Origin of the sequence: Mesorhizobium sp. M8A.F.Ca.ET.181.01.1.1, assembly GCF_004792025.1 — a bacterium.
GTDB lineage: Bacteria > Pseudomonadota > Alphaproteobacteria > Rhizobiales > Rhizobiaceae > Mesorhizobium.
The window spans coordinates 1,500,175-1,523,497 of record NZ_SRTV01000001.1 but is presented as its reverse complement, the minus strand read 5'-3'; the positions used below and the strand labels follow the sequence as shown (position 1 = coordinate 1,523,497).

The 23,323-nt window shown below is 61.5% G+C and carries 24 protein-coding genes; 8 read left to right on the top strand and 16 right to left on the bottom strand.

What is annotated here, in order from left to right; genetic code table 11:
- Nucleotides 1-192 precede the first annotated feature (192 nt).
- Nucleotides 193-852, top strand: coding sequence for a DUF1629 domain-containing protein (locus EN824_RS07545; RefSeq protein ID WP_127280978.1), 660 nt, complete (start codon nt 193-195; stop codon nt 850-852).
- A gap of 219 nt (nt 853-1,071) precedes the next feature.
- On the opposite strand, the gene EN824_RS07540 is transcribed toward EN824_RS07545, so the two are convergent.
- The 3 genes from EN824_RS07540 to metG are packed head-to-tail and all read right to left on the bottom strand — an operon-like array spanning nt 1,072 to nt 4,243.
- Entirely contained in the window at nt 1,072-1,893 is an 822-nt protein-coding gene (locus tag EN824_RS07540) for an MBL fold metallo-hydrolase (RefSeq protein ID WP_127280979.1), read from the bottom strand.
- The gene (locus tag EN824_RS07535) at nt 1,890-2,690 is read right to left on the bottom strand and encodes a TatD family hydrolase (protein ID WP_135864835.1); all 801 of its coding nucleotides are present in this window, start codon (nt 2,688-2,690) and stop codon (nt 1,890-1,892) included. Before EN824_RS07535 ends, EN824_RS07540 begins: the two co-directional genes overlap by 4 nt.
- Nucleotides 2,690-4,243, bottom strand: coding sequence for a methionine--tRNA ligase (metG, locus tag EN824_RS07530; RefSeq protein ID WP_135864834.1), 1,554 nt, complete (start codon nt 4,241-4,243; stop codon nt 2,690-2,692). The genes EN824_RS07535 and metG overlap by 1 nt, the downstream gene beginning before the upstream one ends.
- 360 nt (nt 4,244-4,603) lie before the next feature.
- Between metG and EN824_RS07520 the strand changes: the two genes are divergently transcribed.
- Entirely contained in the window at nt 4,604-5,698 is a 1,095-nt protein-coding gene (locus tag EN824_RS07520) for an aminotransferase class I/II-fold pyridoxal phosphate-dependent enzyme (protein WP_136093115.1), read from the top strand.
- A complete protein-coding gene (locus tag EN824_RS07515; protein ID WP_135864831.1) occupies nt 5,695-6,558 on the top strand; it encodes a hypothetical protein in 864 nt (287 codons plus the stop codon). Before EN824_RS07520 ends, EN824_RS07515 begins: the two co-directional genes overlap by 4 nt.
- A gap of 64 nt (nt 6,559-6,622) precedes the next feature.
- Here EN824_RS07515 and EN824_RS07510 read toward each other — a convergent pair whose 3' ends face one another.
- From EN824_RS07510 to EN824_RS07490, 5 genes are all read right to left on the bottom strand, one after another.
- Nucleotides 6,623-7,678, bottom strand: coding sequence for a DNA polymerase III subunit delta' (locus tag EN824_RS07510; protein ID WP_127277308.1), 1,056 nt, complete (start codon nt 7,676-7,678; stop codon nt 6,623-6,625).
- The gene (tmk, locus tag EN824_RS07505) at nt 7,675-8,349 is read right to left on the bottom strand and encodes a dTMP kinase (protein WP_127277306.1); all 675 of its coding nucleotides are present in this window, start codon (nt 8,347-8,349) and stop codon (nt 7,675-7,677) included. Before tmk ends, EN824_RS07510 begins: the two co-directional genes overlap by 4 nt.
- A gap of 81 nt (nt 8,350-8,430) precedes the next feature.
- Complete coding sequence (locus tag EN824_RS07500) at nt 8,431-9,594, bottom strand: D-alanyl-D-alanine carboxypeptidase family protein (protein WP_189343670.1); 1,164 nt, start codon at nt 9,592-9,594, stop codon at nt 8,431-8,433.
- A gap of 94 nt (nt 9,595-9,688) precedes the next feature.
- Nucleotides 9,689-10,912, bottom strand: a complete 1,224-nt coding sequence (locus EN824_RS07495; RefSeq protein WP_127277302.1) for a septal ring lytic transglycosylase RlpA family protein — start codon at nt 10,910-10,912, stop codon at nt 9,689-9,691.
- Between the two features lie 538 nt (nt 10,913-11,450).
- Nucleotides 11,451-12,374 carry a hypothetical protein gene (locus EN824_RS07490; protein WP_135932065.1) on the bottom strand — a complete coding sequence of 308 codons (924 nt, stop codon included), beginning with the start codon at nt 12,372-12,374 and terminating at the stop codon, nt 11,451-11,453.
- A gap of 463 nt (nt 12,375-12,837) precedes the next feature.
- Between EN824_RS07490 and EN824_RS07480 the strand changes: the two genes are divergently transcribed.
- Entirely contained in the window at nt 12,838-13,185 is a 348-nt protein-coding gene (locus tag EN824_RS07480; RefSeq protein ID WP_145972943.1) for a hypothetical protein, read from the top strand.
- A gap of 155 nt (nt 13,186-13,340) precedes the next feature.
- Nucleotides 13,341-13,892, top strand: coding sequence for a hypothetical protein (locus EN824_RS07475; protein ID WP_135932063.1), 552 nt, complete (start codon nt 13,341-13,343; stop codon nt 13,890-13,892).
- Between the two features lie 373 nt (nt 13,893-14,265).
- Here the strand turns inward: EN824_RS07475 and EN824_RS07465 are convergent, their stop codons facing one another.
- The 3 genes from EN824_RS07465 to EN824_RS07450 form a co-directional block, all read right to left on the bottom strand.
- Complete coding sequence (locus tag EN824_RS07465; protein ID WP_135932061.1) at nt 14,266-14,637, bottom strand: hypothetical protein; 372 nt, start codon at nt 14,635-14,637, stop codon at nt 14,266-14,268.
- Nucleotides 14,630-14,923 (bottom strand): hypothetical protein, encoded by a 294-nt coding sequence (locus EN824_RS07460; protein WP_135932060.1) that lies wholly within the window; start codon nt 14,921-14,923, stop codon nt 14,630-14,632. The genes EN824_RS07465 and EN824_RS07460 overlap by 8 nt, the downstream gene beginning before the upstream one ends.
- 252 nt (nt 14,924-15,175) lie before the next feature.
- Nucleotides 15,176-15,400, bottom strand: a complete 225-nt coding sequence (locus EN824_RS07450; RefSeq protein ID WP_135932058.1) for a DUF768 domain-containing protein — start codon at nt 15,398-15,400, stop codon at nt 15,176-15,178.
- 186 nt (nt 15,401-15,586) lie between these two features.
- Between EN824_RS07450 and EN824_RS35125 the strand changes: the two genes are divergently transcribed.
- Nucleotides 15,587-15,805, top strand: a complete 219-nt coding sequence (locus EN824_RS35125; protein ID WP_189522133.1) for an RNA-binding protein — start codon at nt 15,587-15,589, stop codon at nt 15,803-15,805.
- Between the two features lie 37 nt (nt 15,806-15,842).
- Here the strand turns inward: EN824_RS35125 and EN824_RS07440 are convergent, their stop codons facing one another.
- Nucleotides 15,843-16,703, bottom strand: a complete 861-nt coding sequence (locus EN824_RS07440) for an ATP-dependent DNA ligase (protein WP_135932057.1) — start codon at nt 16,701-16,703, stop codon at nt 15,843-15,845.
- Nucleotides 16,704-16,830: 127 nt separating this feature from the next.
- Between EN824_RS07440 and EN824_RS07435 the strand changes: the two genes are divergently transcribed.
- Both EN824_RS07435 and EN824_RS07425 read left to right on the top strand, forming a co-directional pair.
- The gene (locus EN824_RS07435; protein ID WP_135932056.1) at nt 16,831-17,019 is read left to right on the top strand and encodes a DUF3606 domain-containing protein; all 189 of its coding nucleotides are present in this window, start codon (nt 16,831-16,833) and stop codon (nt 17,017-17,019) included.
- Between the two features lie 443 nt (nt 17,020-17,462).
- The gene (locus tag EN824_RS07425; protein ID WP_135932054.1) at nt 17,463-17,762 is read left to right on the top strand and encodes a hypothetical protein; all 300 of its coding nucleotides are present in this window, start codon (nt 17,463-17,465) and stop codon (nt 17,760-17,762) included.
- 34 nt (nt 17,763-17,796) lie between these two features.
- Here EN824_RS07425 and EN824_RS35120 read toward each other — a convergent pair whose 3' ends face one another.
- The 4 genes from EN824_RS35120 to EN824_RS07410 all read right to left on the bottom strand — a co-directional run bounded on the left by EN824_RS35120 (nt 17,797) and on the right by EN824_RS07410 (nt 23,167).
- Nucleotides 17,797-17,973 carry a hypothetical protein gene (locus tag EN824_RS35120; protein WP_189522132.1) on the bottom strand — a complete coding sequence of 59 codons (177 nt, stop codon included), beginning with the start codon at nt 17,971-17,973 and terminating at the stop codon, nt 17,797-17,799.
- Between the two features lie 89 nt (nt 17,974-18,062).
- Complete coding sequence (locus EN824_RS07420) at nt 18,063-18,734, bottom strand: hypothetical protein (protein ID WP_135932053.1); 672 nt, start codon at nt 18,732-18,734, stop codon at nt 18,063-18,065.
- Nucleotides 18,735-18,989: 255 nt separating this feature from the next.
- Nucleotides 18,990-21,116 carry a hypothetical protein gene (locus tag EN824_RS07415; protein WP_135932052.1) on the bottom strand — a complete coding sequence of 709 codons (2,127 nt, stop codon included), beginning with the start codon at nt 21,114-21,116 and terminating at the stop codon, nt 18,990-18,992.
- Complete coding sequence (locus tag EN824_RS07410) at nt 21,116-23,167, bottom strand: phage tail tip lysozyme (protein ID WP_189522131.1); 2,052 nt, start codon at nt 23,165-23,167, stop codon at nt 21,116-21,118. The genes EN824_RS07415 and EN824_RS07410 overlap by 1 nt, the downstream gene beginning before the upstream one ends.
- Nucleotides 23,168-23,323: the final 156 nt, after the last annotated feature.

The following is a 23,323-nucleotide window of genomic DNA, read 5'->3' as shown; positions in this document are numbered from 1 at the left end:
ATGGAGAGCATCGCGCGGCACCGCCGCGTCATCTACAGTGATATGTTGGGTGCGGGCGGTCCGCAAAACGGATGTATAGTCTCGATCGACGCGTCGGTATCGGCGGCGTGCTCGAAAATCCGCTGCGAGGCCGCTGTGCGCAGCGTTAGGGGGGCTTCACTGCCTGGAAGCGTGCGAGGGTCGGGAGGTCGGGTGAAGATCTATGTTCCGAGTGTAGTGGAGGGGCAGGAATGGGTTCTTCCCGAACAAACCGACGACTACCGGCTATTCGCGACCCTCGGCGGCCGGAGCCAGAAGCGATGGCGTTCGCCCCGGATGAAATTCCTGCACGAGCAAGAAGACGGAACATCCCGGTTATATTCGGATTTTCCCTGGCTTGGCGAGCATGTGCTCATTCTGAGGGCCACGGCGTTGAAGTCGCTACGGCCGATTCTCGAACGGTATGGCGAATTCCTGTCGCTTCGTGGTGACGAGCCCATATGGCTCTTCAACGTCACCACTGTGGTCGATGCGCTGGACGAAGAGCGTTCAAGAATCGTCCGCTTTGACGATGGCGGCATCATGACGATCGAAAACCTCGTCCTTCGGGCGGAGGCTATCGGCGGGGCCGAGATATTCAAATTGCCGGAGCGTGCCGATGGCGTGCGAGTATCCAATATCTATCTGCAAGACACCATCGTGCGTCAGATCGGAGAACTCGGGCTCAAAGGCATCGCCTTTGAGTTGGTCTGGAATGACGAAACGGTCGGTCGCGACAGGATCGAATACCGCGGCGTGGAGCGTGCACCTGTCTCATCCGCGAATTCGCTCAGAAGTTTTTGGGCCGGTCTGCGTCGGAAGGCAGGTCTGTAAGGCAGGGCTGCGAGATGGATTCGAGACGCTTTCACGTTGCGACAAAAGTCGCATAAGATAGATTATGGAACTAGCGTACGGGGCGTAACCCCGGAATTGCTGCGGTTTCGGCCCTTGGCGGGCAACCATCGTGGACGGCACTCTAGCGGCACTTCACGACCTCGACCCCATCGCCCAACGTTCGAACGGCGACTGGATAAGCCGACTGAGCAGCTTTCTCTATCGCTTTGACTCGTAAGGAATTTCGATCACCATGCCATCATAGGCCGGCACCACGTGGTCGGGAGTCTCGGTCATCACCGTGGCGTAATCCAGCGGCACATGCATGTGCGTCAGCACGGCATTTCTGGGCGCCAGCTTTTCGATCCAGGTAAGTGCCTGGCTAAGCGACAGATGGCTGGGATGGGTATGGTATTGCAGCGCGTCGATGACCAGCATGTCGAGACCGTGCAGCCGCTCTGCGGTGGCTTCCGGAAAGTCGCTGATATCGGGACAGTAGGCGAGCCCGCCGATGCGGAAACCCAGCGAAATGATGTCGCCATGGATCTGGGGCAGCGGCTCGAAGGTGAGGGCACCCCCCTCTCCTTCGATCACAACCGGCCTGGCATGGTCGATGATGTGGGCGTCGACGATCGGCGGATAGGAACTGCCTGGCGGCGTCTCGAAGCAATAGCCGAACGCCTCGCGCAGCCGCAGCATGGTCGGCTCGTCGGCATGGATGGCGATGCGATGCCGTTGTTCCAGCACATAGCCGCGCAAATCGTCGATGCCGTGGATGTGGTCGGCGTGCGGATGCGTGTAGATCACGCCATCGATGCGCCTGACTGAAGCCATCAGCATCTGCTCGCGGAAATCCGGCCCGGTGTCGATGACGACCGTGGTGCGGCCGCCATCGGCGGCAATGCGCTCGACAAGCGCGGCCGTGCGCATGCGCCGGTTCCTGGGATTGGTGGGGTCGCAATTGCCCCAGTCGCCGGTGATGCGTGGCGTGCCTGGCGACGATCCACAGCCGAGAATGGTCAGGCGCAGCCGGTCGCTCATGCCTCTGGCGCCCGCTGGTCCGGGCGTGGCATTTTTCCAAACAGCCGAAAGAAATTGTTGGTCGTCAACGCTGCGATTTCAGCCTCGCTGATGCCAATTGTATCAGCCAGCACCTTGGCGGTCTGCGCGACATAGGCCGGCTCATTTCGCTTGCCGCGAAACGGTACCGGCGCCAGATATGGCGCGTCCGTCTCGACCAGCAGCCGGTCATGCGGCACATCGGCGGCGATGGCGCGCAATTCGGCTGAGTTCTTGAAAGTCAGGATGCCCGAGAACGACACATAGCCGCCTAACGACACGCCAATTTCGGCGAGCCGCCGTCCCGACGAAAAGCAATGCAGGATGAACGGGAAGGCGCCCTTCCCCGTCTCGTCCTCGAGAATGGCGGCCATGTCATCGTCGGCATCGCGCGAGTGGATGACGAGAGGCAGCCCGGTCTCGCGGGCTGCGGCGATATGAGCGCGAAAACCCTGCGCCTGCGCCTCGTGAGGTGCCTTGTCGTAGAAAAAATCGAGCCCCGCTTCACCGATCGCCACCACCTTCGGGTGAGCAGACAGGCGGACAAGGTCGGCCGTGGTGACGTCGAGCTCCTCGGCGGCATTGTGCGGATGGGTACCGACAGAGCAATAGACTTCGTCGAAAGTCTCCGCGATCTCAAGGATTTGCTGAAACCGCTTCACGCGCGTGGAGATCGTCACCATGCGGCCGACACCGGCCGCCTTGGCGCGGGCGACAATGGCCGCCCGCTCCTCGGCAAAGTCCGGAAAGTCCAGATGACAATGGCTGTCGACGAGCATCAGGCGTTCGCGTCCGTCTGTTCGACATAGCGCGGAAACACGCCCTCCGGCGCAGGCAGCTGCGTGCCGGACACAAGCGCATGGTCGGCGTGGACATGCACGAAATCGCGGCTGTCCGCCGGCACCGCCAGGAGGTCGAGCAGCTTGCCGGCCGAGCCCGGAATGAAGGGCTGGCATAGAACCGCCACGCGCCGGACCACTTCGGCCGTCGTCCACAGCACCGTTTCCATGCGCTCCGGATTGGTTTTCTTGAGCGCCCAGGGTTCCTGCCCGGCGAAATACCGGTCCGCTTCCGCAACCACGCCGAAGATCGCCGCCAGTGCCAGATGGATGCCTTGCTCAGCCATTGCCTTGCGCGCGGTGACGAGGGCGTCGATCGCCTGATCCAGGATCACCTTGTCGGCTTCCGCCATATCGCCGCGCTTCGGCACCACGCCGCCGCAATTCTTGGCGATCATCGACAGCGAGCGCTGCGCCAGATTGCCGAGACCATTGGCCAGATCCGCATTGGTGCGGTTGACGATCGCTTCATGGCTGTAGCTGCCGTCCTGCCCGAACGGCACTTCGCGCAGGAAGAAGTAGCGCACCTGGTCGAGGCCGTAATGGTCGACCATGGTGAACGGGTCGATGACGTTGCCGACCGATTTCGACATCTTCTCGCCGCGGTTGAACAGGAAGCCGTGGCCGAAGACACGCTTCGGCAGCGGAATGCCGGCCGACATCAAAAAGGCCGGCCAATAAACCGCGTGGAAGCGCACAATGTCCTTGCCGATGATGTGCGCATCGGCCGGCCAAAAACGCCAATTATCAGCCTTTTCATCGGGATAGCCGACGCCGGTGATGTAGTTGGTCAGCGCGTCGACCCACACATACATGACATGCTTTTCGTCGCCAGGTACCGGCACGCCCCAGTCGAATGTGGTGCGCGAGATCGACAGGTCCTTCAGTCCCGACTTGACGAAGCTCATCACCTCGTTGCGTCGCTCGGCCGGGCCAATGAAGTCGGGCTGGCCTTCGTAAAGCGCAATGAGCTTGTCCTGATAGGCCGACAGCCGGAAGAAGTAGCTCTCTTCCTCGACCCATTCGACCGGCGTTCCCTGCGGCCCGTAGCGGACATTGTCGGGACGGACCTCGGTCTCCTCCTCGCCGTAATAGGCTTCGTCGCGCACCGAGTACCAGCCGGCATAGCCGCCTTTGTAGACGTCGCCATTGGCGGCCATCGCCTTCCAGATCGCCTGCGAAGCCGCGTAATGCCGCTCCTCGGTGGTGCGGATGAAATCGTCGTTAGAGGCGTTGAGCGCGGTCGCCATGCGCTTGAACTCAGCCGAGTTGCGGTCGGCCAGTTCGCGCGCCGAAATGCCTTCGCGCTTGGCCGTCTGCAGCATCTTGATGCCGTGCTCGTCGGTGCCGGTGAGGAAGAAGACCTGCTTGCCGTCAAGCCGCTGGAAGCGGGCAAGCGCGTCGGTGGCGATCAGCTCGTAGGCATGGCCGATATGCGGCTTGCCGTTCGGATAGGAAATCGCGGTCGTGATGTAGAATGTGTTGCGTGACATGAATGAACCGTCATGAATGTCTGAATGGGAGCCGTGGCGGTGGATATCGCATCGGAATGGCGATTGCCATCCCGAGACCAATGCATGCCGCCCAAAAGCTGCCCCGGTTTTGGGGGCAACGGCATGCACCAAAAAAGGCCGTCACATTCGCATTGCAGAATTCAGGCGGTCGGTCATGGTCGGGGCGTGCTGCTTCTTGTCGAGATTGCAGGGTGTCGGCCTCAGATATAACGTCCAGGGCCTCATGCCAAGTCCAGACCGCTTGCCTGACCTGCGCATTCATCACCATGGTCTGGCGGCAGGCCGTTGCAAAGTCGGGCCACGTTCCCTTAGGGTCGTGACGGGCAAAGGCAGATCCGCATGGCCACGACCACACAATATGATCCGCGACCGAATCTCGATCTGCGCTTGCGCCAGGCCGGCGCGAGCAAAACCGTCTACGCCCTCGTCACCCCCGAGATCGAGGCGGTAAAGGCCGAATTGCTCGGCAACAATACCGGAAATGGCCCGGACCTGGTCCGTGCGGCCTATCTCGATCAGTTTCGCCATGCCTGGACCGGAAAGCAGAACGCGCTGCACAAACGGTTCTTCGACACCTGGCTCGGTTGGGCGATGCCGATGGCGCCGTTGAACACGGCTGACTTTCCATTCAGCTATCCGACCGCGGGTGCAAGCGAGCCGCTTTTTCACCTGATTGCCGATTACGGCAACCGCGCGCGCCTCGATGGGTTCTCCCCTCGCCTTGCAATCTTTCGTGGCGAGTATGAGGGCTACAGAGCCTATGCTGAAGCCTGCGGCATTCCGGTGACGGAATATGACCGCCACGACTGGCGCGATACGGCCGACACCATCGATCCCCAGCATCTGCTGTGTCTCAGCCAACCCTCGGCCATTGACGGAATGGTATGGCCCGAAGCCAACGCATTTCTTCGCCGGCTCAGCGGGCGCGCGAACCCGGCCCAGGTCGTCTTGGATTTGACCTATGTCGGGGCAACCGCCGAGCCACCGTCGGAAACGATCCTCGCCGACGCCCCTTGCGTGAGTGCCGTGGTGATCAGCCTGTCCAAACCGTTCGGCACCTATTACGACCGCATAGGCGGTGTGTTTTGCCGATCGGAGAATCTCGGCCTGTTCGGCAATCAATGGTTCAAGAACCTGACGTCGCTGCAACTGGGAATCCGGCTGATGGAGCGGTTTGACGTGTTCGCCATGGCGCGCCGCTACGGCGCGGTTCAACATGGCGCTGCAGAACATGCCGGCCAGGCTCTCGGCCTCGCCCTGGTGCCGGCGGACGTCTTCATTCTTGCCCAGGCATCGGCAGGGGCGGACGGGGATTCGGACATGGCCTCCTACCTTACCCGCGCCCCTGGCGCGATCGGTGCTCGGCCCCGCCTGTGTCTCACGCCAGGCATGGCGGAGCGGATCGGCATGGCCCCTCCTGGACCGGTTTCATGAAGCATCTAATCCCGCTGGTCACCCGCGATGACGTCCATGCCCACTGCCTGGCTCACTGGAAAACGGATGCATTCCGATCCTCGCATCGCGAGGGCGGCTACATCTACGACGTCGTCGATCAGTACGCCCGCCTGCCGCGCTTCACCTGCGAGACCACCAACGACCGCCTGGAACGCGCGCACTTCTGCACCTGGTGGGGGCTGACGATGCGCCGGGACGACTATGCCGCCGCGGCCGTCGAGGATCTCTACATTCTGCATGAAATCTGGCACGCCGCGCACATGCCCTTCATACCGGGCATCGGGTTCGAGGCGTTCCACGGCAAGATGGAGCGCAACGAGCTGGAAGCGAGCGTCGCTTCCGAACTGCTGGTCTATTTCAAGATCGATGGACTGAGGGAAAGCGCGTTTCCGCATCCCATTTATGCGGACCGGTTTCTCAATGATCCGGCCATGCGGCTTCTATGGCGCGAGAACGAAGTCGTCGCCACCAACACGCTGCTCGAAGCGCGGCGAAACGTCATGTACTCGAAGCCCGAAGGCGACATGGACCTGAGCGAGCGCTGGATCCGCAAATTCACCATGCAGAACCGGCAATGGTCGATCGTCTGGGCCGACCGCTATCCCGACATCGAGGACCATATGCATCGGTTCCAGCAGATGGCACATGGCGGCGACAGGAAGGGGGCCGCCGACTTCCATGTCGACTGGATCGAAGCCGAGGCCGCCAGCGATGCCGTGGACCACATTCCTTTCCGCGACCAGGCGCTGCTGTTCGCCACGATCTATTGGGCCAATCGCGCCAAATATGATGCCGCGCTCAACGGTGCCGCGAGCAAGCCGGCGCGGATGACGATCTGAATAGCCCGGCCGCGATCCGGTCCAACGGCTGCCAACGGGTGGCGATTGCCGCCCCAGATGACCGTCACACGCGCATAGCCGAATTCAGTCGATCGATCATGGTCAAGGCATGCTGCTTCTTGTCGAGATTGTAGGTATCGGTTTCCGATATGGCGTCCAGCGCCTCATGCCAGCTGTCCGACAGTGTCTTGGCCCGCGCAAGGTCGCCGGCCAGCGCCGCCTGGCTTGCCGCGTCTGACAGAAGGTCCAGTGCCCGGCGGTTGAAGATGTCGAACTGGATCGCCTGATCTCGGCCCGCGACGGCTTCGGCCAGGCGATAGGCGCCGCCAATATCGCTCTTTCCCTTCGCCACCAGGCCATCGAGCGTCTGTGCGATCTCCAACCCGCCATATTGCGTCAACAGGATCGCGCTGCGGGCGCTTCCCCCTGCCCGCTCGACCAGCGCGGCTCGCGCGGCCGGATCGTCCGGCGGCGGCGGTTCCGCGGTCTCCAGCACCGCCATCAGCTCGTTGGCGTCGAGCGGTGTCAGCCGCACCACCTGGCAGCGCGAGCGGATCGTCGGCAGCAGACTGCCCGGCGCATGGACGATGAGAATGAACAGGGTTCGTGCCGGCGGTTCCTCAAGATTCTTCAGCAAGGCATTGGCCGCATTGGCATTCATGTCGTCGGCCGGATCGACGATCACCACCCGGTAGCTGCCGTCGTGCGACGTCAGCGACAGGAAGCGGCTGACCTTGCGGATTTCGTCGACGGTGACGACGGTCTTGAAGCTCTTGGTCTTGTCGTTCAAGGGGCGGGTCAGGTGCAGCACTCCGGGATGCGCCCCGGTGGCGATCTGGCGAAACAGCGGCGAGGCCGGATCGGGAACCGCCAGGTTGCCGGGTGCCTGGTCGAAGGCCGGGTGCTTCAAAAGATGATGGGCAAGGTGGAAGGCAAACGTCGCCTTGCCGATTCCGACAGGTCCGGCGAAGATCAGCGCATGCGGCAGCTTTCCCGCCCGATAGGCGGCGGCCAACATGGTGGCGGCCTGCCCGTGCCCCACCAGACGCGGCGTTTCGGAGGGTTCCGGCACACCGTCCAGCGTATCGTGCTGTTCCGGCGCGATGCGTTCGAAAATCATACCGGTGCGACCTGCCTGTTGCGCTCGGGCGCCCTTGCCTCCAGTGCCGCGAACACGGCCGCGGTGACGACGTCCTCCACCGTGTCCGGATCGGCGGACCCATCGACGACGATGCAGCGCTCCGGCTCTGCCGCCGCGATCGCCAGGAACGCTTCGCGGCGGGCCTGGTGGATGGCCACCGTCTCCTTTTCGAAGCGGTCGGCGGCGGCATCGCTGCCGCGCCGCAAGGTCGCGCGCTTCAGACCCTCGGCCGGGTCGATATCGAAGATCAGCGTCATGTCGGGCATCATGCCGTTGATGGCGACCTGTTCCAGCATGGTCATGAACGCCGGATCGATCCCGCCCGTAACGCCCTGATAGACACGCGAGGAATCCAGGAAGCGGTCACAAAGCACGATGGAGCCGCGCTCGACGGCCGGACGGATGACCTGCTCGACATGGTCGGAACGCGCGGCGGCGAAGAGCAGCGCTTCCATCTTCGGCCCGAACGGTTCGGCAGCACCTGAAAGCAGCACATGCCGGACCGCTTCGGCGCCCGGCGAGCCGCCCGGTTCACGCGTGCGCAGGACATCATACTTCTTGGCGCGCATCTTTGTGGCCAGCCGCTCGATCTGTGTCGACTTGCCTGCGCCTTCGCCGCCTTCGAAGGTGATGAAAAATCCGCGCGCCAAACCGAGGGCCTTTGTTCGTGTTCGAGTGGATTGTTGCGCTCTAGATAGTCCGCGTTCGGGAAAACGTCCATGCCGTCGGTGTTATCGAAGCCAGCCGATAGCCAGTTCCTTGACGGCATCGAGCGCGCGTTGCGGCAACGTGCCGACGCCGATCGTTTCGGCGGCGAACAACGGTGTCTCCTGGCTCAGCGTGTCACCGATCCAGACGCGCAGGGCGCCCACCGGTTGCCCCTCCTCCACCGGAGCGGCGACCGGCCCGGTGTAGACGATTCTCGCCGTCAGCTTGTCGCGGTTGGTGATCGGCAGGAAGATGTCGATCGGACCCTTTGCCTTCAGCGTCACACCGGATTTCGCACCGCCAAAGACCTGGGCCTCTCCGACCACCTCGTCCTTGGCGAAAATCTCGGTCTTCTCGAACGAACGAACGCCCCAATCGAGCAGTTTGCGCGCCTCTTCGGCACGCTCCTTGTCATTGACCAGCCCGCTCATTGCAGCGATCACCCGCTTGCCGTCGTGGCTGACCGAAGCGACGATGCCGAAGCCGGATGTCTCGCTTGCGCCGACAGCCAGGCCGTCGGCGCCGATGTCCATCGCCAGCAGCGGGTTGCGGTTCCTCTGCGAGATCTTGTTCCAGGTGAAATCCTTCAGGCCATAGTAGCGATAGAAATCGGGGTATTCGCGCCGCAGATGGAGCGCGAGCTGCGCCAGTTCGCGCACATTTGTCTGCTGGCCATCGGCCGGCAGGCCGGTCGAATTGACGAAAGTCGAAGTCTTGAGGCCGATCTGGCGCGCGCGTTCGGTCATCTCTTCGGCAAAATTATCCTCCGACCCGGCCATGCCTTCGGCGATGACGATGCAGCCGTCATTCGCGGCCTGCACGGTCACCCCCTGGATCAGGTCCTCGAGCCGGATCGCCGATTTGAGCTTGGCGAACATCGTCGAGGTCCCCGACGGCGCGCCACCTTTGCGCCAGGCGTTCTCGCTGACCACGAACGTATCGTCGAGTTTCAGGCGCCCGGACTTGAGGGCGTTGAAAACCACTTCCATCGTCATCAGCTTGGCCATCGAGGCCGGCGGAATGGGTTTGTCGGCATCTTTCGAAAACAGCACCGTGCCGGTGTCGGCATCGATCATGAAGGCCTGTGCGGCCTTGGTTTCGAAAAGCTGCGCTTGGGCCGGCGAAAGCATAAGCAGCAGGCCAAGGAGAACAAACCCGGCGAAAGGCTGTAGCAAGCGAAATTGCATGAAAAGCGACCCGTTGGCCGGCCCCTCCGGCGTGCCGAAACTATCGGGCTTTTTCGGCGAGGGATCAACTGCCGGCGGCACGCCGGCTCTCGGATCAGTCGCGCACGACCAGCGCGTCGGGCGCGCCGTGGGACCATGCCGCCTTCAGCAACTCGTCCAGGTCGCCATGGCCGTCCGGATAGAGGTTGACCGCATACCAGTCATTGCCGTCGAGATCGGAGCGCTGGATTTCTATTCTGCCGAAGGACTTTAGCGCCGAGGCCACACGTTTGGCCTCGGTGGCATCGTCGAACGTGCCGGCGGCGACATAGTCGGAGCTGGACGGCGTCGCTTGGCGATCGGTCTTTTTCCAGGACCGCAGGATGTCTGCGGGTGACATGCCGCTGTCGTCCAGCGCAGCAAAGACATCCGCGCGATGGACGCGTTCATCCGCATAGGACAGCGAGGCCATGGCGAACGGCGATTGCGGCGGCAAGCCGATCTCGGGACGTTCCGGCACGATCGGTCCGAAATCGGGCAGCGCCAGATCGCCGAAGGCCGGCGACTGCGCGGACATCTGCGCCTGGACCGGGATCGCGGCATCGGTCAGCTGACCTGGAAACGGCACGGCGGCAGAACCCACCGGAAGGCTCGGCGACGGTCCGTTCATGGCCACCATGACGCCGGTCGGCAGGCCATCCGATGGATCCGGTATGCGGTTGCCGGGATGGTAAGAGGCCATCAGGTACTGATCGTCATTGCCGTCGAGCGGCGCGCGGCCGACATATTCGACCTTCACCTTCGCGGTGCCGACCTTGTCGTAGTCGAGCATCTGCGCGGCACGCTCCGAGACGTCGATGATGCGGCCCTCATGGTATGGGCCGCGGTCATTGACGCGCACGATGACCGAACTGCCGGTTTCGAGGTTGGTGACGCGGGCATAGCTGGGCAGCGGCATCGTCGGATGCGCCGCCGTTAGTTGCGCCGTGTCGTAGACTTCGCCGTTGGCGGTCAGCCGGCCATGGAAGGCGTCGCCATACCACGAAGCCAGGCCGACCTTGGCGTAGCGCTTCTCTTCCTTGGGATAATACCACTTGCCGCGCACCTGATACGGCTTGCCGAGCTGGTCGCGGCCGCCGCCGCGCCGCATGAAGGCAGCGCGCGGACTGGCCTTCACCCCATATTCGGTCTCGGCGAAATATTCCTTGGAGCGGGTCTTCTTGTAGACCATGCCCTTCGGCTCGGGCTGCGACGCGCAAGCGGCAAGCAATGCAGCCGACGCCGCAAGCAACGCAACCGTGGCAACGCGACGAAGACGCGGGTGCGTCACAGCCTGCATTCTTGATTGCCCCCTAAAGTCTCGACCAACAACATCGTGTCCGACCATCAGAGAGCCACGCGCTCACTCGACAATGCCAACGACGTCTCGGACCCCGATCCTTTGTGCGCAGGAATTGTTTATCACGGTATTAACCGATTGTGGCCGGAACCGGGCAAGATTGTGACGCGGCTTGTCCTGTCCCGGGGCTTGGAGAAGCGCCGCTTCACGCAAGCCGGTTGACAGGCCTTTGCCGGGCACACTAGAGCAGTGGCCGGCAGTCACCGGAGGGATGGCCGAGCGGTTTAAGGCACCGGTCTTGAAATTCGCTTACTGGCGTCCCTCCGCGTCCCGCTACGTACCTTGCAATCCCCGTTTCTAAGGCGTTCAGCGGTCAAACAGCCTATTTTGTCCCGCCCTTTCCCGGCTTGTGCTACCGCGTTCGGTAGCAAAATGGTAGCAGGCTGTTCGTGCCCTGTTCTCTCTCATCATCAACCGCTAAGCAAAAGCCCGCCACCGTGAGGCAGCGGGCCAGCAAGTTGCCGCTTATGAGTCCCGCTTAACTGACAGCCAAGCCCCGTTTCCGGGCAACACGAGCGATGTCGTCCATGATGTAATCGAAATCGCTGCCGTCAAACTCCCAGGTGCGATGCACACGCACCTTAACGGCAAGGTCATCGAGGGAACCGCCGGGGTGACGCAGGACGGCGTTGGCGGCACGAGAAACACGGTCGTGCTGGCGCTGGTACGCGCGGTCGATCTTGGTGAAGCCCGTAGCTTTGCGGATTGCCCATTCGGCCTTGTTGTACGCGCGCAGGGCCTCTGCATATTCCTGCGCAGCGCCGGAGAGCGGCGAGTCGCGAAGCTCGGCAATCGTCATCTTCTTGACCGCCTCAATTTCCTCTTGCGTCGTCTCCCGCATCTCTGGCTTCACCAGCTTCGCCCGCTGGTCAAAATAACGCCTTTCAGCGGCGCCGTGTTCGGGCTCCAGTGCCCGGAGTTTGTTCCATTCGACATTAAAGGCGGCTTCGAGCGCCACCAGCTTTGACGGCTGGCTCTCCGGCCAATGATACTCGCCATCGTACAGATCCACGCCAGCAGCAGTCATTACTGGAAGCGCTCGTGTCGCCGGCGAAGGCATTGTCTCCCATGTGAGGCTGTGCGGATCGTTGCGCAACGGGAAATGGAACGTGCCTGCCCGGGTGTTGGCTGGCACATATCGCATCATCTCATGCATGTCGTGACCCGGGAACATGTCGCGCATTAGCATCTGGCGCTCAAAATGGAGCCATTCCGAATATGCTAGGAGCAGTTGCTCCCGTGGAATTTGGACCTCCGCAGAAGGTGCCATTGCAATGGCCTCGCCAACGGGCAGATCATTTGCCGCTGCCTGGCTACCCGCCGCAGAGCCCGCTGCCGCCAAGGCAGCGGTGGCCGACGCAGACGAAGCGAGAAGAGCACGGCGATCGACATGCTGGTTCATGAAACTCTCCACTGGTTCACTTGGCTTGGCGGGTTCGTTTCCCGCACGCCGAGACCAGGGCATCGGCAGTTTACGAAAGAAGGCGGTCCAATGCGCTTTCTGGGGATAACTGGGCACGCCTTCGGCGGCCGCCGGAATGGGGGTGTTCGGCACTGGCTTGCTCCTTAATGGTGATATTTACACCATTAACGATAATACCATACCCGATTTGCTGTCAATAACATTTGGTGATAAAAACACCATATGAAGCCAGTTCAATGTCGTATGGGGCGTGCAGCCCTCAATTGGAGCACTCTCGACCTTGCTAAAGCGGCAGGCGTCGGCGGCAACACTGTGAACCGGTTTGAGGCAGGACAGGATGCCCGCGTCAGCAGCGTCGACAAGATGCGGTCGGCTCTCGAATCGGCTGGCGTCGAGTTTATCCCCGAGAATGGCGGCGGCGCTGGCGTGAGGCTGAAAAAAGGTGACGGAATCGATAGTGGTGGCTAGAGAGCTATGGACCACGATGCAGCTGGCTGTACTCGTTGCGGCATCGCTGCTGCCTGCATCGTCAATTGCCCATGCCGACAGTGCTGGCAGCGCCGCGCTTGTTTGTGCTGCATCGAAGGCGGCTAGCGGACCTTGCAGCTTCTCAACCGCGAAACGACGTGTCTATGTGGCCCTTGATATCCTGAAGAAGGAAGCCAAGCCGGTTTGCGCCGGTATGCTCGTGAGCCTGATGCAGCATCACATCTCGTTTCCGGAGGGACGCTGGGCATTGGAAATCCGCTCGCCGGCAGGTGTTCTGCTCATCCGGTGCCCGCTGCCTTAGCCTCGGTTCCCTGTTCGCTGAAATCGTCAAGCACTCCCTCTGGGCAAGTTGGAAGACGCCCAACTTGCCAATAGAGCGCAGCACTGGGGAGCCGGCTTGCGTGCGCAAAGGAGCCTGAGCTACGATTTCACTCTTTGGGATACTTTGGGGGCAAAATGAATCCGAACGCTATTCTGGCGATGACCTCGGCGGCCTTTGTGGTGGGTGTCGTCTCGTGGGCTCTACCAGCGTGGAAATATCATAAGCACACGGAGGTCGGGAAATTCGCCTTCGCGCTTCTGTTTGCGGGAATTGTTTTTATCACCATGTTCAAGTGGAGCGATATTGTCCTCGACGTATGGGGGGCAAAGCTCCAGATAAAGGAACGTGATCGGAAGATTGCCGACCTTCAGACGAATCTATCGAATGCCCAGATCGCGCTTGCCCAGGTGCAGGAAAAGGCACCTGATACAGATGTTTTTGCTTCGAACATCCAAGACGCAATGCGCAAAGCTGGATACACGGTCGACCAGACCACGGTCAAAGCCATCGCCACCGATTCCCTGAAGCCTCTCAAGTCGTATCTGGAGAGTCCCCAGTGGTTCGACGCGATCAACCCTCCAGCCTCGCACAGCGAATTCAAGGGTGCTCCAAACATCCAGAACCAGATGGCGCCGAGCAACCCCTCTCCCGTTGAGCCATTGGTACTGCCCAACAAGACCAACTGACGGAGCCGCCAGCGCACGTTGTTCGTTTCCGCCGCCCTACACCGCCTCAGCGTCCTGCTCTGGCGCTTCTGGCAGATGTCGCAGGGATTCGCCTCCCTTCCTAGGCTCGCTGAAAATACCCCACGGAAATCTCAGCGAGCCAGCCGCCCGGCATGAGGGACACAACAAGGCAGCCATATGTTCCTACGAGTCCCTTACCAATAAAGTTGCGTCCCACTTGCGCGAAAAACGAAATTCCGCGAGCCTCTCGGAATGAAACTCTATCTATCGCTGAAGAGCTTGAATGCGCAGCCGATCGCATCGCCGACATGTCGCGCGCGGATCTGCAGGCCATCCTTCGTCGGGCCGGAAACTTGGAACACAGTGGAGTGTCCTATCGCGGCAGATCGGCTCCCGCGACACGACGGGTATAGGCACGTTCGACCTCGAACACCCCCTCTTCCTTCGTCTCGACGCTCCCGCTGGACGAACCGCTGAACCAGGACCATCGGCCGGCTGACGGTCCGTGAAACTGCTTCATGATGCGCCCGGCATTGTCGCTCTGGAAAGTAGCGGAGAAGTCACATGTTTTCGACTGCCCGGCGATGAGGGTTAGCTCCCAATCCAGCCGCACGCGCGCGCCGCTGGCAACCAGGTGCTGAAACGCCGCTTCCTTTGTCTCCGAGGTTGTGAGGATCGTGCTGCCGTCGACGACCTGCCAACCGCGCTGATATGCGAGCCGCACGATAAGCCGATCGCTAGCCACGAAACCGCTCAGTGTACCAGGTGATTTTGTCGCCGACCTTCATCGGCTTGTGAATCATCAGTTTCTTGGGAAGGTGCTCGGGATGGACTTCGAGCAGCGTAATCTTCACCTGGGGCTTGCACCGGCTGCAGTCGAACTTCAGCTTCAGCGGATCGACGCCGCCGCCATAGACCATCATCAAATCGGCAGACCGGCAGTAGCGAACATTGCCGCAGCTGCATTCAGCCTTCACAAGCATGTTGTGCCGGGTCGCCTTTCCCAGCGTGTCTATCGGATCGTGCGCCATGAGAACGAATAAGGAACAAATTCCTTGCCCGTCAAGCCGTCTTATGGAATCTATTATGCATGAGTGATGAACCAGCCAAGCTCGCTGACGGCATGACGCCGGCGCCGCGAGAGCGCGCCAGAGTACTCGGCCACATGTGTGAGAACCCGGGCTGTGTGAAGCACGGAGGCTTCGGCTTTGCCCGGCCTCGCCAAGAGCCGCATTGGTTCTGTTTCGAGCATCGCGCTGATGGCGAGCGGTATTTGTGAGGGCTCAGTCCACCAATCCAGCGTCGTGGGAGTGCACTATCCAGTCGACCAATGTGCGGTATAGGCTATCCACCTCATCGTCGATCTCGTCGCGCCGGATGCCGACCGCCTTGGCGTCGGCAAACAGCTTATGAGTGATGTCGTGGATTGAGACCGCATCGGCCTTCGCGTTTTCCGGGACGTTGTTCTGGATCCACTGGTGCAGGAAATTGATACCGCGCGTGCTCATGCAGCCATAATTTCAGGACTGCTGTTAGGTTCCTTCCATTGGGCCGCCGTCGCCGAGGCAGTGCCTGAATATGATTCGCTATGCCATCAACAAGAGCGTAGGGTGAACTGTCGTCCGCTCCAACGAGGCAACCGGACGCTTGAAAGTCAACTCAGGTGCTTTCGCCAACCATGGGAGGATAGCGTCATGGCTTTCTCACAATACATCAGCATGTTCACGTCCGACGACCTCAACCTTCTCCAGAAGGTGTTCGACCAGCTATGCCAGGAGCGTCGCCTAGCTCTCAAGGACAAAGAGCAGAGGGACCAGCTAGCCCGCGAAGTCATGGAAGCTTTCGAAGATGGCTTCACCGAGGAAAGCGAATTGTGGCAGGCGCTTTCGAAGCGCCGCAGGGCGCAGGCGTGAAGCTTCGGGGGGCTTTGTCCGCACGACGCTGATACCTCTACTCCAGTTCCCGGAAATCTTGCAGCGAGGCATGCCGTAAATCCTCCTCGCCTCGCAGGTGCTTCACGCGCCCGATGATGCCCGGCTTGACCCATTGGGTCGCCGGACGCTTCATCCCCTTGGGCGCCGGTCCGGCATGCTCCTGCACCCGCTTCCACAACCGCTCGCGGATGGCCCGACTGGAGTTGATGAATGCCGAGCCCACATACTGCCCCGTCTTACGATCGGCCATAAGCGCAAATGCCGGTTTACCGGGCTCTCGTTCGACGCCAAGCAGCTCGTATTCCTCAACCGTATAGCATTTGGCCTTGAGCCAGTTCGTAGATGGACCGCTCCGATATTTACTGTCCTTTCGCTTCGAGACCATCCCTTCCATGCCCGCCTGGTCGATCAGATGGAAGATGGCGCGCGCCTCGCCCGGTAGCGCCTGGCTGAATTGGATGCGCTGTCTCTCGGGGATCATCTCAGAAAGGATCTCGCGCCGGTCCTCAAGCGGCATGTCGCGAATATCGTGGCCGTTGATATGCAGGAGATCGAAGGCGACGAAATACAGCTCGTGCTGCCGGCGGGTGATCGCTTTGCGGAGCGCCCCGAAGTCGGAAAGCCCGGCGTCGTTCAACACGATGATCTCGCCGTCTATGATGGCGCCATCGACATCGAGGTCGCCGGCCGCCTTGGCGAGGTCTCGGTATTTGGCCGTCCAGTCCAGCCCGCGGCGCGTGAAGATCCGCACGCCGTCCTTGTCCTTGATGATCTGCGACCTATAGCCGTCGAACTTGACTTCGTGAATCCAGCCCTCGGCCTCGGGAGGCTTCTCAACCAAGGTCGGCATCAATGGCTCGATGAACTTCAAACGCATGCACAGAACTCGCGGAACCGCGATTCAATAAGCATAAGCTAAAATGGTTCCGAATCTGGAAATTCATGCGCCATGCAACGAAGCCGGCTTGTCAACGTTGGCACCGATCGCAGTGGAGGAAACGACAATGGCCGACGACAAGAGCAAAAAAGACTTCCGGGAGCGCGACCGCGTCTCATCGAGCGAAGACTACGAGGTTGAATATTTCGCTCAGAAGACCGGGATCACGCCTCAGCAGGTGCGCCAACTGATCGAGAAGCACGGGAACGACCGGGCTACGCTGGAGCGGGAAGCCAAGAACCTTGGTAAGAAATGACCAAGCTATCCGACCTTGGGCCTCCTATTCCCGGCAAGCCGCACGAGCCAGCCCCGGAGAACGGTCACGACCACTTCTACACATGCGCCATTTGTGGCCAGCAGGTCGACATGAGAGATTTTCGCCAAGTCATGTGGCACGAGCAACCTGACCACGAGCCTCTTACAGACATGCCGCCCGCGCCGAGCATCAAAGGTTAGGCGCCAGCAATCACCAGTTCGACCGCCAGCCAAAAGCCGGAAGCCATAAACAGCAGCACGACCAGTGCAAGAAGAAAGACCCGCACGCGACGCCCCCGCCTCATTGCGGGTACTATAGCACGGCGGAAAAGAAAAAGCCCGCCAGCGAAGCCAGCGGGCAGAGTCGTGGGAGTGGCCGGGGAATCGACCCAGCAGCCTAAGATTAGAGCCAGCCTGCGCTTTCGGATACGTTAGGATTGCCTAATGGATGATTCGAATACGGTTGAGGCGGCCGTGGCTTATCAAATCAAGGAAGTCTTGGCGGGGCGGGTGATCGCAGAATATCACGCTGAGGCGCCCACCTCTTTCAGAGCAGTTGAGCAGGCCACCGGAAGGGTGGTGGCGCTTCACCGATCGGGAAACTACATCCTGGAAGTCACGGATGACATCAGCGGGGGGGATTTCGGTCTACGAGTACGCCGATCTGCCGTACTGAACTTGGCCCGCTGCTCTGAGGGAGAACAGCGGGCCAAGTTCTGGAGTAGCTGGGATCAACCAGCATAGGTCAACGAGCGGCGGAGGGGTTGGTTGCGGGCAGTCAGCGGTTCCAACGCCGATAGATGTTGTCGTGCGGACCGACATCGACCACGGCATATAGGTCTTCAGCGTCCTTGCGTAGGATAATCCGATCGCCCTTGTGCGGGTCGATGATGTAGTACCCGGGCGCGCCGACAAGCGAGCGGAAATCCAGGCTGGGCAACGCCGGTTCGGTCATGAATTTCTGAAGAGCTCTCACGACGGCGCGTTGCCGGTCAGGAGGCAGACGCTTAAGCCCCTGCTCAAACGTCCGCTCGACCGTTATTCTCATTCGGCGGCGACTGCCAGAAGGTATTTCTCAAGTTCGGAAGGGTCGTCAAAAGTCGGCCCGCCTCGCGAAGCCGGGTCCAACTCAGATCTATGCGCTCGCATAAAAAGTGCGTAATCCAGACGCGCGGCGACGGCTCTTTGCAAATAGGCTAGTAGCTGCTCATCGACTTCTTTCAGCACCCGCGCGGCGGTCGTAGAAATGCGGCCAGCCGCCTTTTGATCGCGCTGGAAGGATTTCTGCATGCGAGCAATATCTTTGGCTTCCGCAAGGGCATTGGTCTCGTAGGCTTCAATGAAGGTGCCAATAATCTGGGCCCCGACCTGAGACTCCTCGCCTGCTCGGAAACCATCCCAGAGATTGCGCTTCACCGTAACCCCATCAAGGATCCAAGCGTCCAGGTCTGCTTCCAATTTGGCAATTTGGGTCAAAGATTCAGCCCGAAACTGTACGCCATCTTCCTCGAACGCAGACACGGGCGCGCGCAACGTAGCTGCAGGCTTCCACAGCATGTGTCGGATAACGTCCCCAAAATCTTGGGTAGCGGCGATAGCGGTCATGAAGGATAATATAGAGGATGATTGCTGAGTAGTCACGGTCGCACACATCATCAGCCGGCCGGGAGCCTTCCTTCGTAGATCATCAAGCTCACGCTTCATGTCCTGGATCACGTCTCGACCCGACTGCCCTGCCCTTTTCCCGTGACCGATTTACCATTATGTTCCGCGCCTATGTCGCGAACCACAACCCTTCAGCTAATCGCAGCGGTGATCACCATTGCCGTCCTGTACGCCCTCCGTCAGGGCGCCGATTGGTTCCTAAGCGGGCTTGAACCACGTTTCATGATGGGGATGGTGCTAGGCTTCATGGCTGGTGCGGTGATGATCCTGCTTATCTGGTACTATGAGGACAGCAAGGAACGTCGCTCAAGGGCGGCTAGCAGAGGTTCCACCGCCCAGGAGCAAAGCACGCGCCACTCGATCGACCTTTGATTGAAGCAGCGGCGTGCCGCGACCGATCTTCATCAGGGCATCGAGCACAGCGCTCTGTTGAGATCCCCCTGTCAGCGCGCTCGCCATGTCGGCCACGGCTTTTTCATTTCCGCCATTGCTGAGTGCGTCGATCACGCTTTCCACCGCCCTGGTGCCGGCCGCGCGAGCTGCTCCCCGAGCGCCGCCCGCAATGAAACCTTCGCGCACGCCAAAACGGGAACTTGAGCCCGGGTCGATCGCCTCACGGGCGGCAACGCGAGCGGCAGTCTCGGAATTGCGGATTACGATGTTTGAGGTATCTGCAAACAGGCGCTCGCGGTCGAGCAGATCAAGCACCTGGTCCGTCTTTTCCTTGCCCCACAGGGTCGACAGGCGAGCGCGGTTCCAGTCGCCTTCACCCTTGATGATTTCCTGCAATGCCACGCGGTCGTTCGCCTTGGTGCCAACGATGCGCTCTATCTCCGCCCGCGCGCCTTCGCGTAGGCGAAGTGGCACGGCTGACGGGCCAATCTGAAGCCCTCGCGGCAGAGCCCCCTGTTGGACTTCAGCGGCGAGTTCATCGGGACGCGGCGCTTCCCTCCCGCTGGCAAGCACCGTCTGGCCACGCTGCACGGCATCTTTTTGCCGGGCCAGTTCGGCATATTTTGCGTCAACTTCCTTGATGCCGGGGACAGATGCGCGCAGCTCGTCGTCAACGGCCTGGCGCGCGGTCTGAAGCGCGTTTCCAGCGTTTGTCCCCTGCGTGGTTTCAAGCATGTCGTCAATTGCGTGGCGGGTGTTCAGCAATTCGGCTGCATCGGTGACAAGCGACGTGCCAGGAGGCGGCTCACCGTTGGCGCGTGCACGCGCAATATCGGCCGGCGTCGGCTGGTGGTCGAGCATGGCACGAACGCGCTGCACCGCGCGCTGCGGCTCACCACGCAAGGTCTGGGCCTCAGTCTCGAGGTACCGGGCAATAGGCAGCGTGTCGACTGGGCCAGCGTCCCGCAACGCCTCTCGATACTCAGGCGCCAGGCGCTGCTGGTTCTGCGTTGCGCGATCAATCATGCTGGACGGGGTTGGCGCCTCACCAAGCGTCTCGTTCAGCGCCGACCGGATGCGCCAGTTTGCATCTGCGTCGCGCGCACCGATCGCGCCGCGCACGATGGCCTTGCCCTCTCCAGGGGTTGCGGCGATAGCGCCTGCCGTATGGCGCATGTTCGGGCCAAGATCCATCAACATGCCGTCGTTGCCGAGATTTGGCAGGGCGGCGGGGTCAATGGCATCCTGGCGAGCGGCATCGGCCAAGACCTTCACTGCGCTCTTGTCGAGCCCAAGCGCACGCGCAACTGCGCTGATTTGCAACTTGTCAGCGATAGCCTTGACGCCCTTGCCGATGAGGGGTGCGACGATCGGGGACACGGCGCCGGTGAGTAGGCCAAGACCACCGCCCTTCAGTGTCTCGTGCAAGTCGCCGCCCGAACGAACAGCGGAATCAGCCGTGTTGATAGCCCCACCTGAACCGATGCTGGCGGCATATGCCAGAGGCTTCGACGCAACGCCGATGCCGAACGCTTCCGGCGCCGCCATCATCGCCGGCAATGTGCCAGCGACAGCACCGGTCACGTTGCCCGCAGTACGGGCGATAGGATGGGCGGCGCGGCTGGTCTCTTGCATTTGCGTCATGTCGCCTTGAACCTTGGAATACGGTTCGCCGCTGATCGCAGAGCCGATGCCGGCCGCTGCTGCTGCCAGACCTTTGTCGATTAGCGGGCCGACGATTGGAATGCCTTCACCGGTCGAAGTCAGGAACGTGCCGCCAGCGCCCATATCAAAGCCGGGCGGGTGGTAGTCGGGCACGTTGTGCCCGCCGTCAGGCTTCAGGCCGCCGCTGTCAATGATCTGCTGGGCCTTGGCAATTCCAGCCTTCGCGCGTTCGTCGGCCGCCGCTGCGTCAGCGCCCGGTGCAGCCGGCAGAGACTTCGCAATCTCTTCAACCGCCGCGTTCTGCTGCTCGGGCGACATCGACAGAAAAGCGTCGTCGACCTTGACCTTTTGGCCCTGGATGTTGAGCGTTGCCATCAGGGTTCGATGCTCCAATTGAGGCCGTTGCTGGTGGTGCCGCCGTTGCCGGACGGAGATGCCGCCGCAGCACCGCCGTTCTTGATCGCTTCAACCATGGCGCGGACGCGCGCCTTCTTGTCATCCACCGATGCCTGGGCCTCACCCGGCTTCGGCGTCAGAATACTGGCTTGGTTCTCGACTTCGGCGGGCGCCGCCGTAGCGCCGGACACGCTGTAGAGGTAGGACGCGATAATGGTCTTCAGCGAGTTCGAGGCCCGCTGGTAATCGGTCGATTTCAAATAGTCCGCGCCATAGTCGGAACCATGCGGGATGGCCGACAGAGCCTGATCCCTCGTATTGGACAAGGCGTCAAAGTTCTTCTCGACAATAGCCAGTTCAGGCGCAACGACGGAATACAGCTTGCTGTCGCGCTGCTGCTGCTCATTCGGCGGCTTCGTCTTCGGCCCCGTCAGCGGCATGATGCCGGTGTTCTGCCCCGGCGCCGGGTTTGCCGCGCGCGGGCTCGCCGGCGCGGCAGGCGTTGGTGCTGGCGCCGACTGGGGCACAGGGACGGGAGCAACGGCCGGCGGGGCTGGCTGTGGCGCGGGAGCCGTTTGCGGAGCGGCGAGAGCCGGCGGCGCTGAGCGTGGCGCTACGGGCACAGCAGGAGCATCCTTGCCGGCCTGCCCGAATACACCTTGCGGGGTGAGGAACAGCATTTCACCATTCGGACCGGTAATCGTCTTGCCGGCGCCGAGCTGCTGGGCCTGCTCTTCGGTCAGATCCCCAGTCTCCATAAGACCATTGAGGGACTGTGCCTCCACAGAATTGCCCTTGAACCGGAACTTGCCGGCATCGGGACCGCCGCCCCCAATGGCCTTCGATTCCCCCGTGCGCTTGTTGTAGAGCGTGTTGTCGTCCAGCTTCTCCCAATCGGTCTGCTGGCCGGTATAGACGGCCTGATGCGTCTTGGGATCGACAAGCGACCCGCCGACTTCCACCAGCTTGTCCTGGTCGGCCTGAAGCTTTCGCTCATCGAAATCGAGGCGGGCCTTTTCGGCCGGCGTCATCTGCGGATTTTGAAGGCGTTCGGTCTCGATCCGGGTCTTTTCCATTTCGAGCCGGTTCTTTTCCATCTCCATTTGCGTGGCCGGGTCGGCCTCGTCCATCTTCTTCTTCAGAAGCATGCTGACGACGCCGCGCTGTTCAGGGCTCAACCGAGGATCGGTCGCCGCCTGCATGAGCTGCTGCACGGTCGGGCCACCTCCGGCGACCTGAACGCCACCAGTCTGGGCGGCCGGCGCCGCCCCCGTGTTGACCGGAATCCACCCGAAATCACCGGTCGCGCCCGCCATGCCTTTCGTTTCGACATACTGATAGGTTTTGCCGTCCGGTCCTTTGCGGATTGCCCCAGGCGTCGGGTTGGCGCCAAGCATCGGCGCACCGCCACCGTCAGCGGCACGCGGAGATTGCGCATCGCGCGGCGCTGGAGTGGGCACAGGAGCTCCCGACAGGGCTTGCGCTCGCGTCTGCTGCGCTCCGGAGGCGGCAGGGGCTACAAGAGCGTTGGCGACGGCGCTGCCGGCTGCTGGTGCCATCCCAGCGGCCGGGTCCAGGCTCGCCACCTTCACCGGGTCCGAGGTGGAATCGCTGAACCGTGAAACAAACGAATTGGCCTGCGCAATGCGCCGCGCCGCCTCGCCGCCTGGTCGATCGTACCCGGCGAACTTCCAAGCGTTGTTCATGATCTGCTGGGCTTCGGTCGGCGATTTCGCCGCGTTCAACCGGTCGATCAGCGTCGGGTCTTCCTGAAGGAAAAATTGGGCCTGAAGTTGCGGCGACGGATTGCTGGCATCGCCGCCGTTCTTGGCAGCGAACTGCCGCATAGCCTCAAAACGCGGACCCCGCCACGACAGGATGCCGCCGGCCGTGCCTGCCTGACCACTTTCGCTCGGGTCGGACCACGAGCCGAAGGCGTTCTTCGGGTTAAACCGGCTTTCAGCGTTTGCCGTCGATGCGACGGCGGCGAGGCCATTGGGATTGGTGACCTTGCTCTTCACCGTGTCCATGAAGCCTGAATAGATATCGTTGCCAGACAGGTCCGGCGCCGGGCCGGCTGCGCCGCCTTGGCTGGTCGCGGCAACGCTTCCGCTATCGACCGAGGGAGCCCCGCCAGCAGCGGCCGGCGTCGACCCGGCAGCGCCTGAGCCGAACAGCGCCGAAAA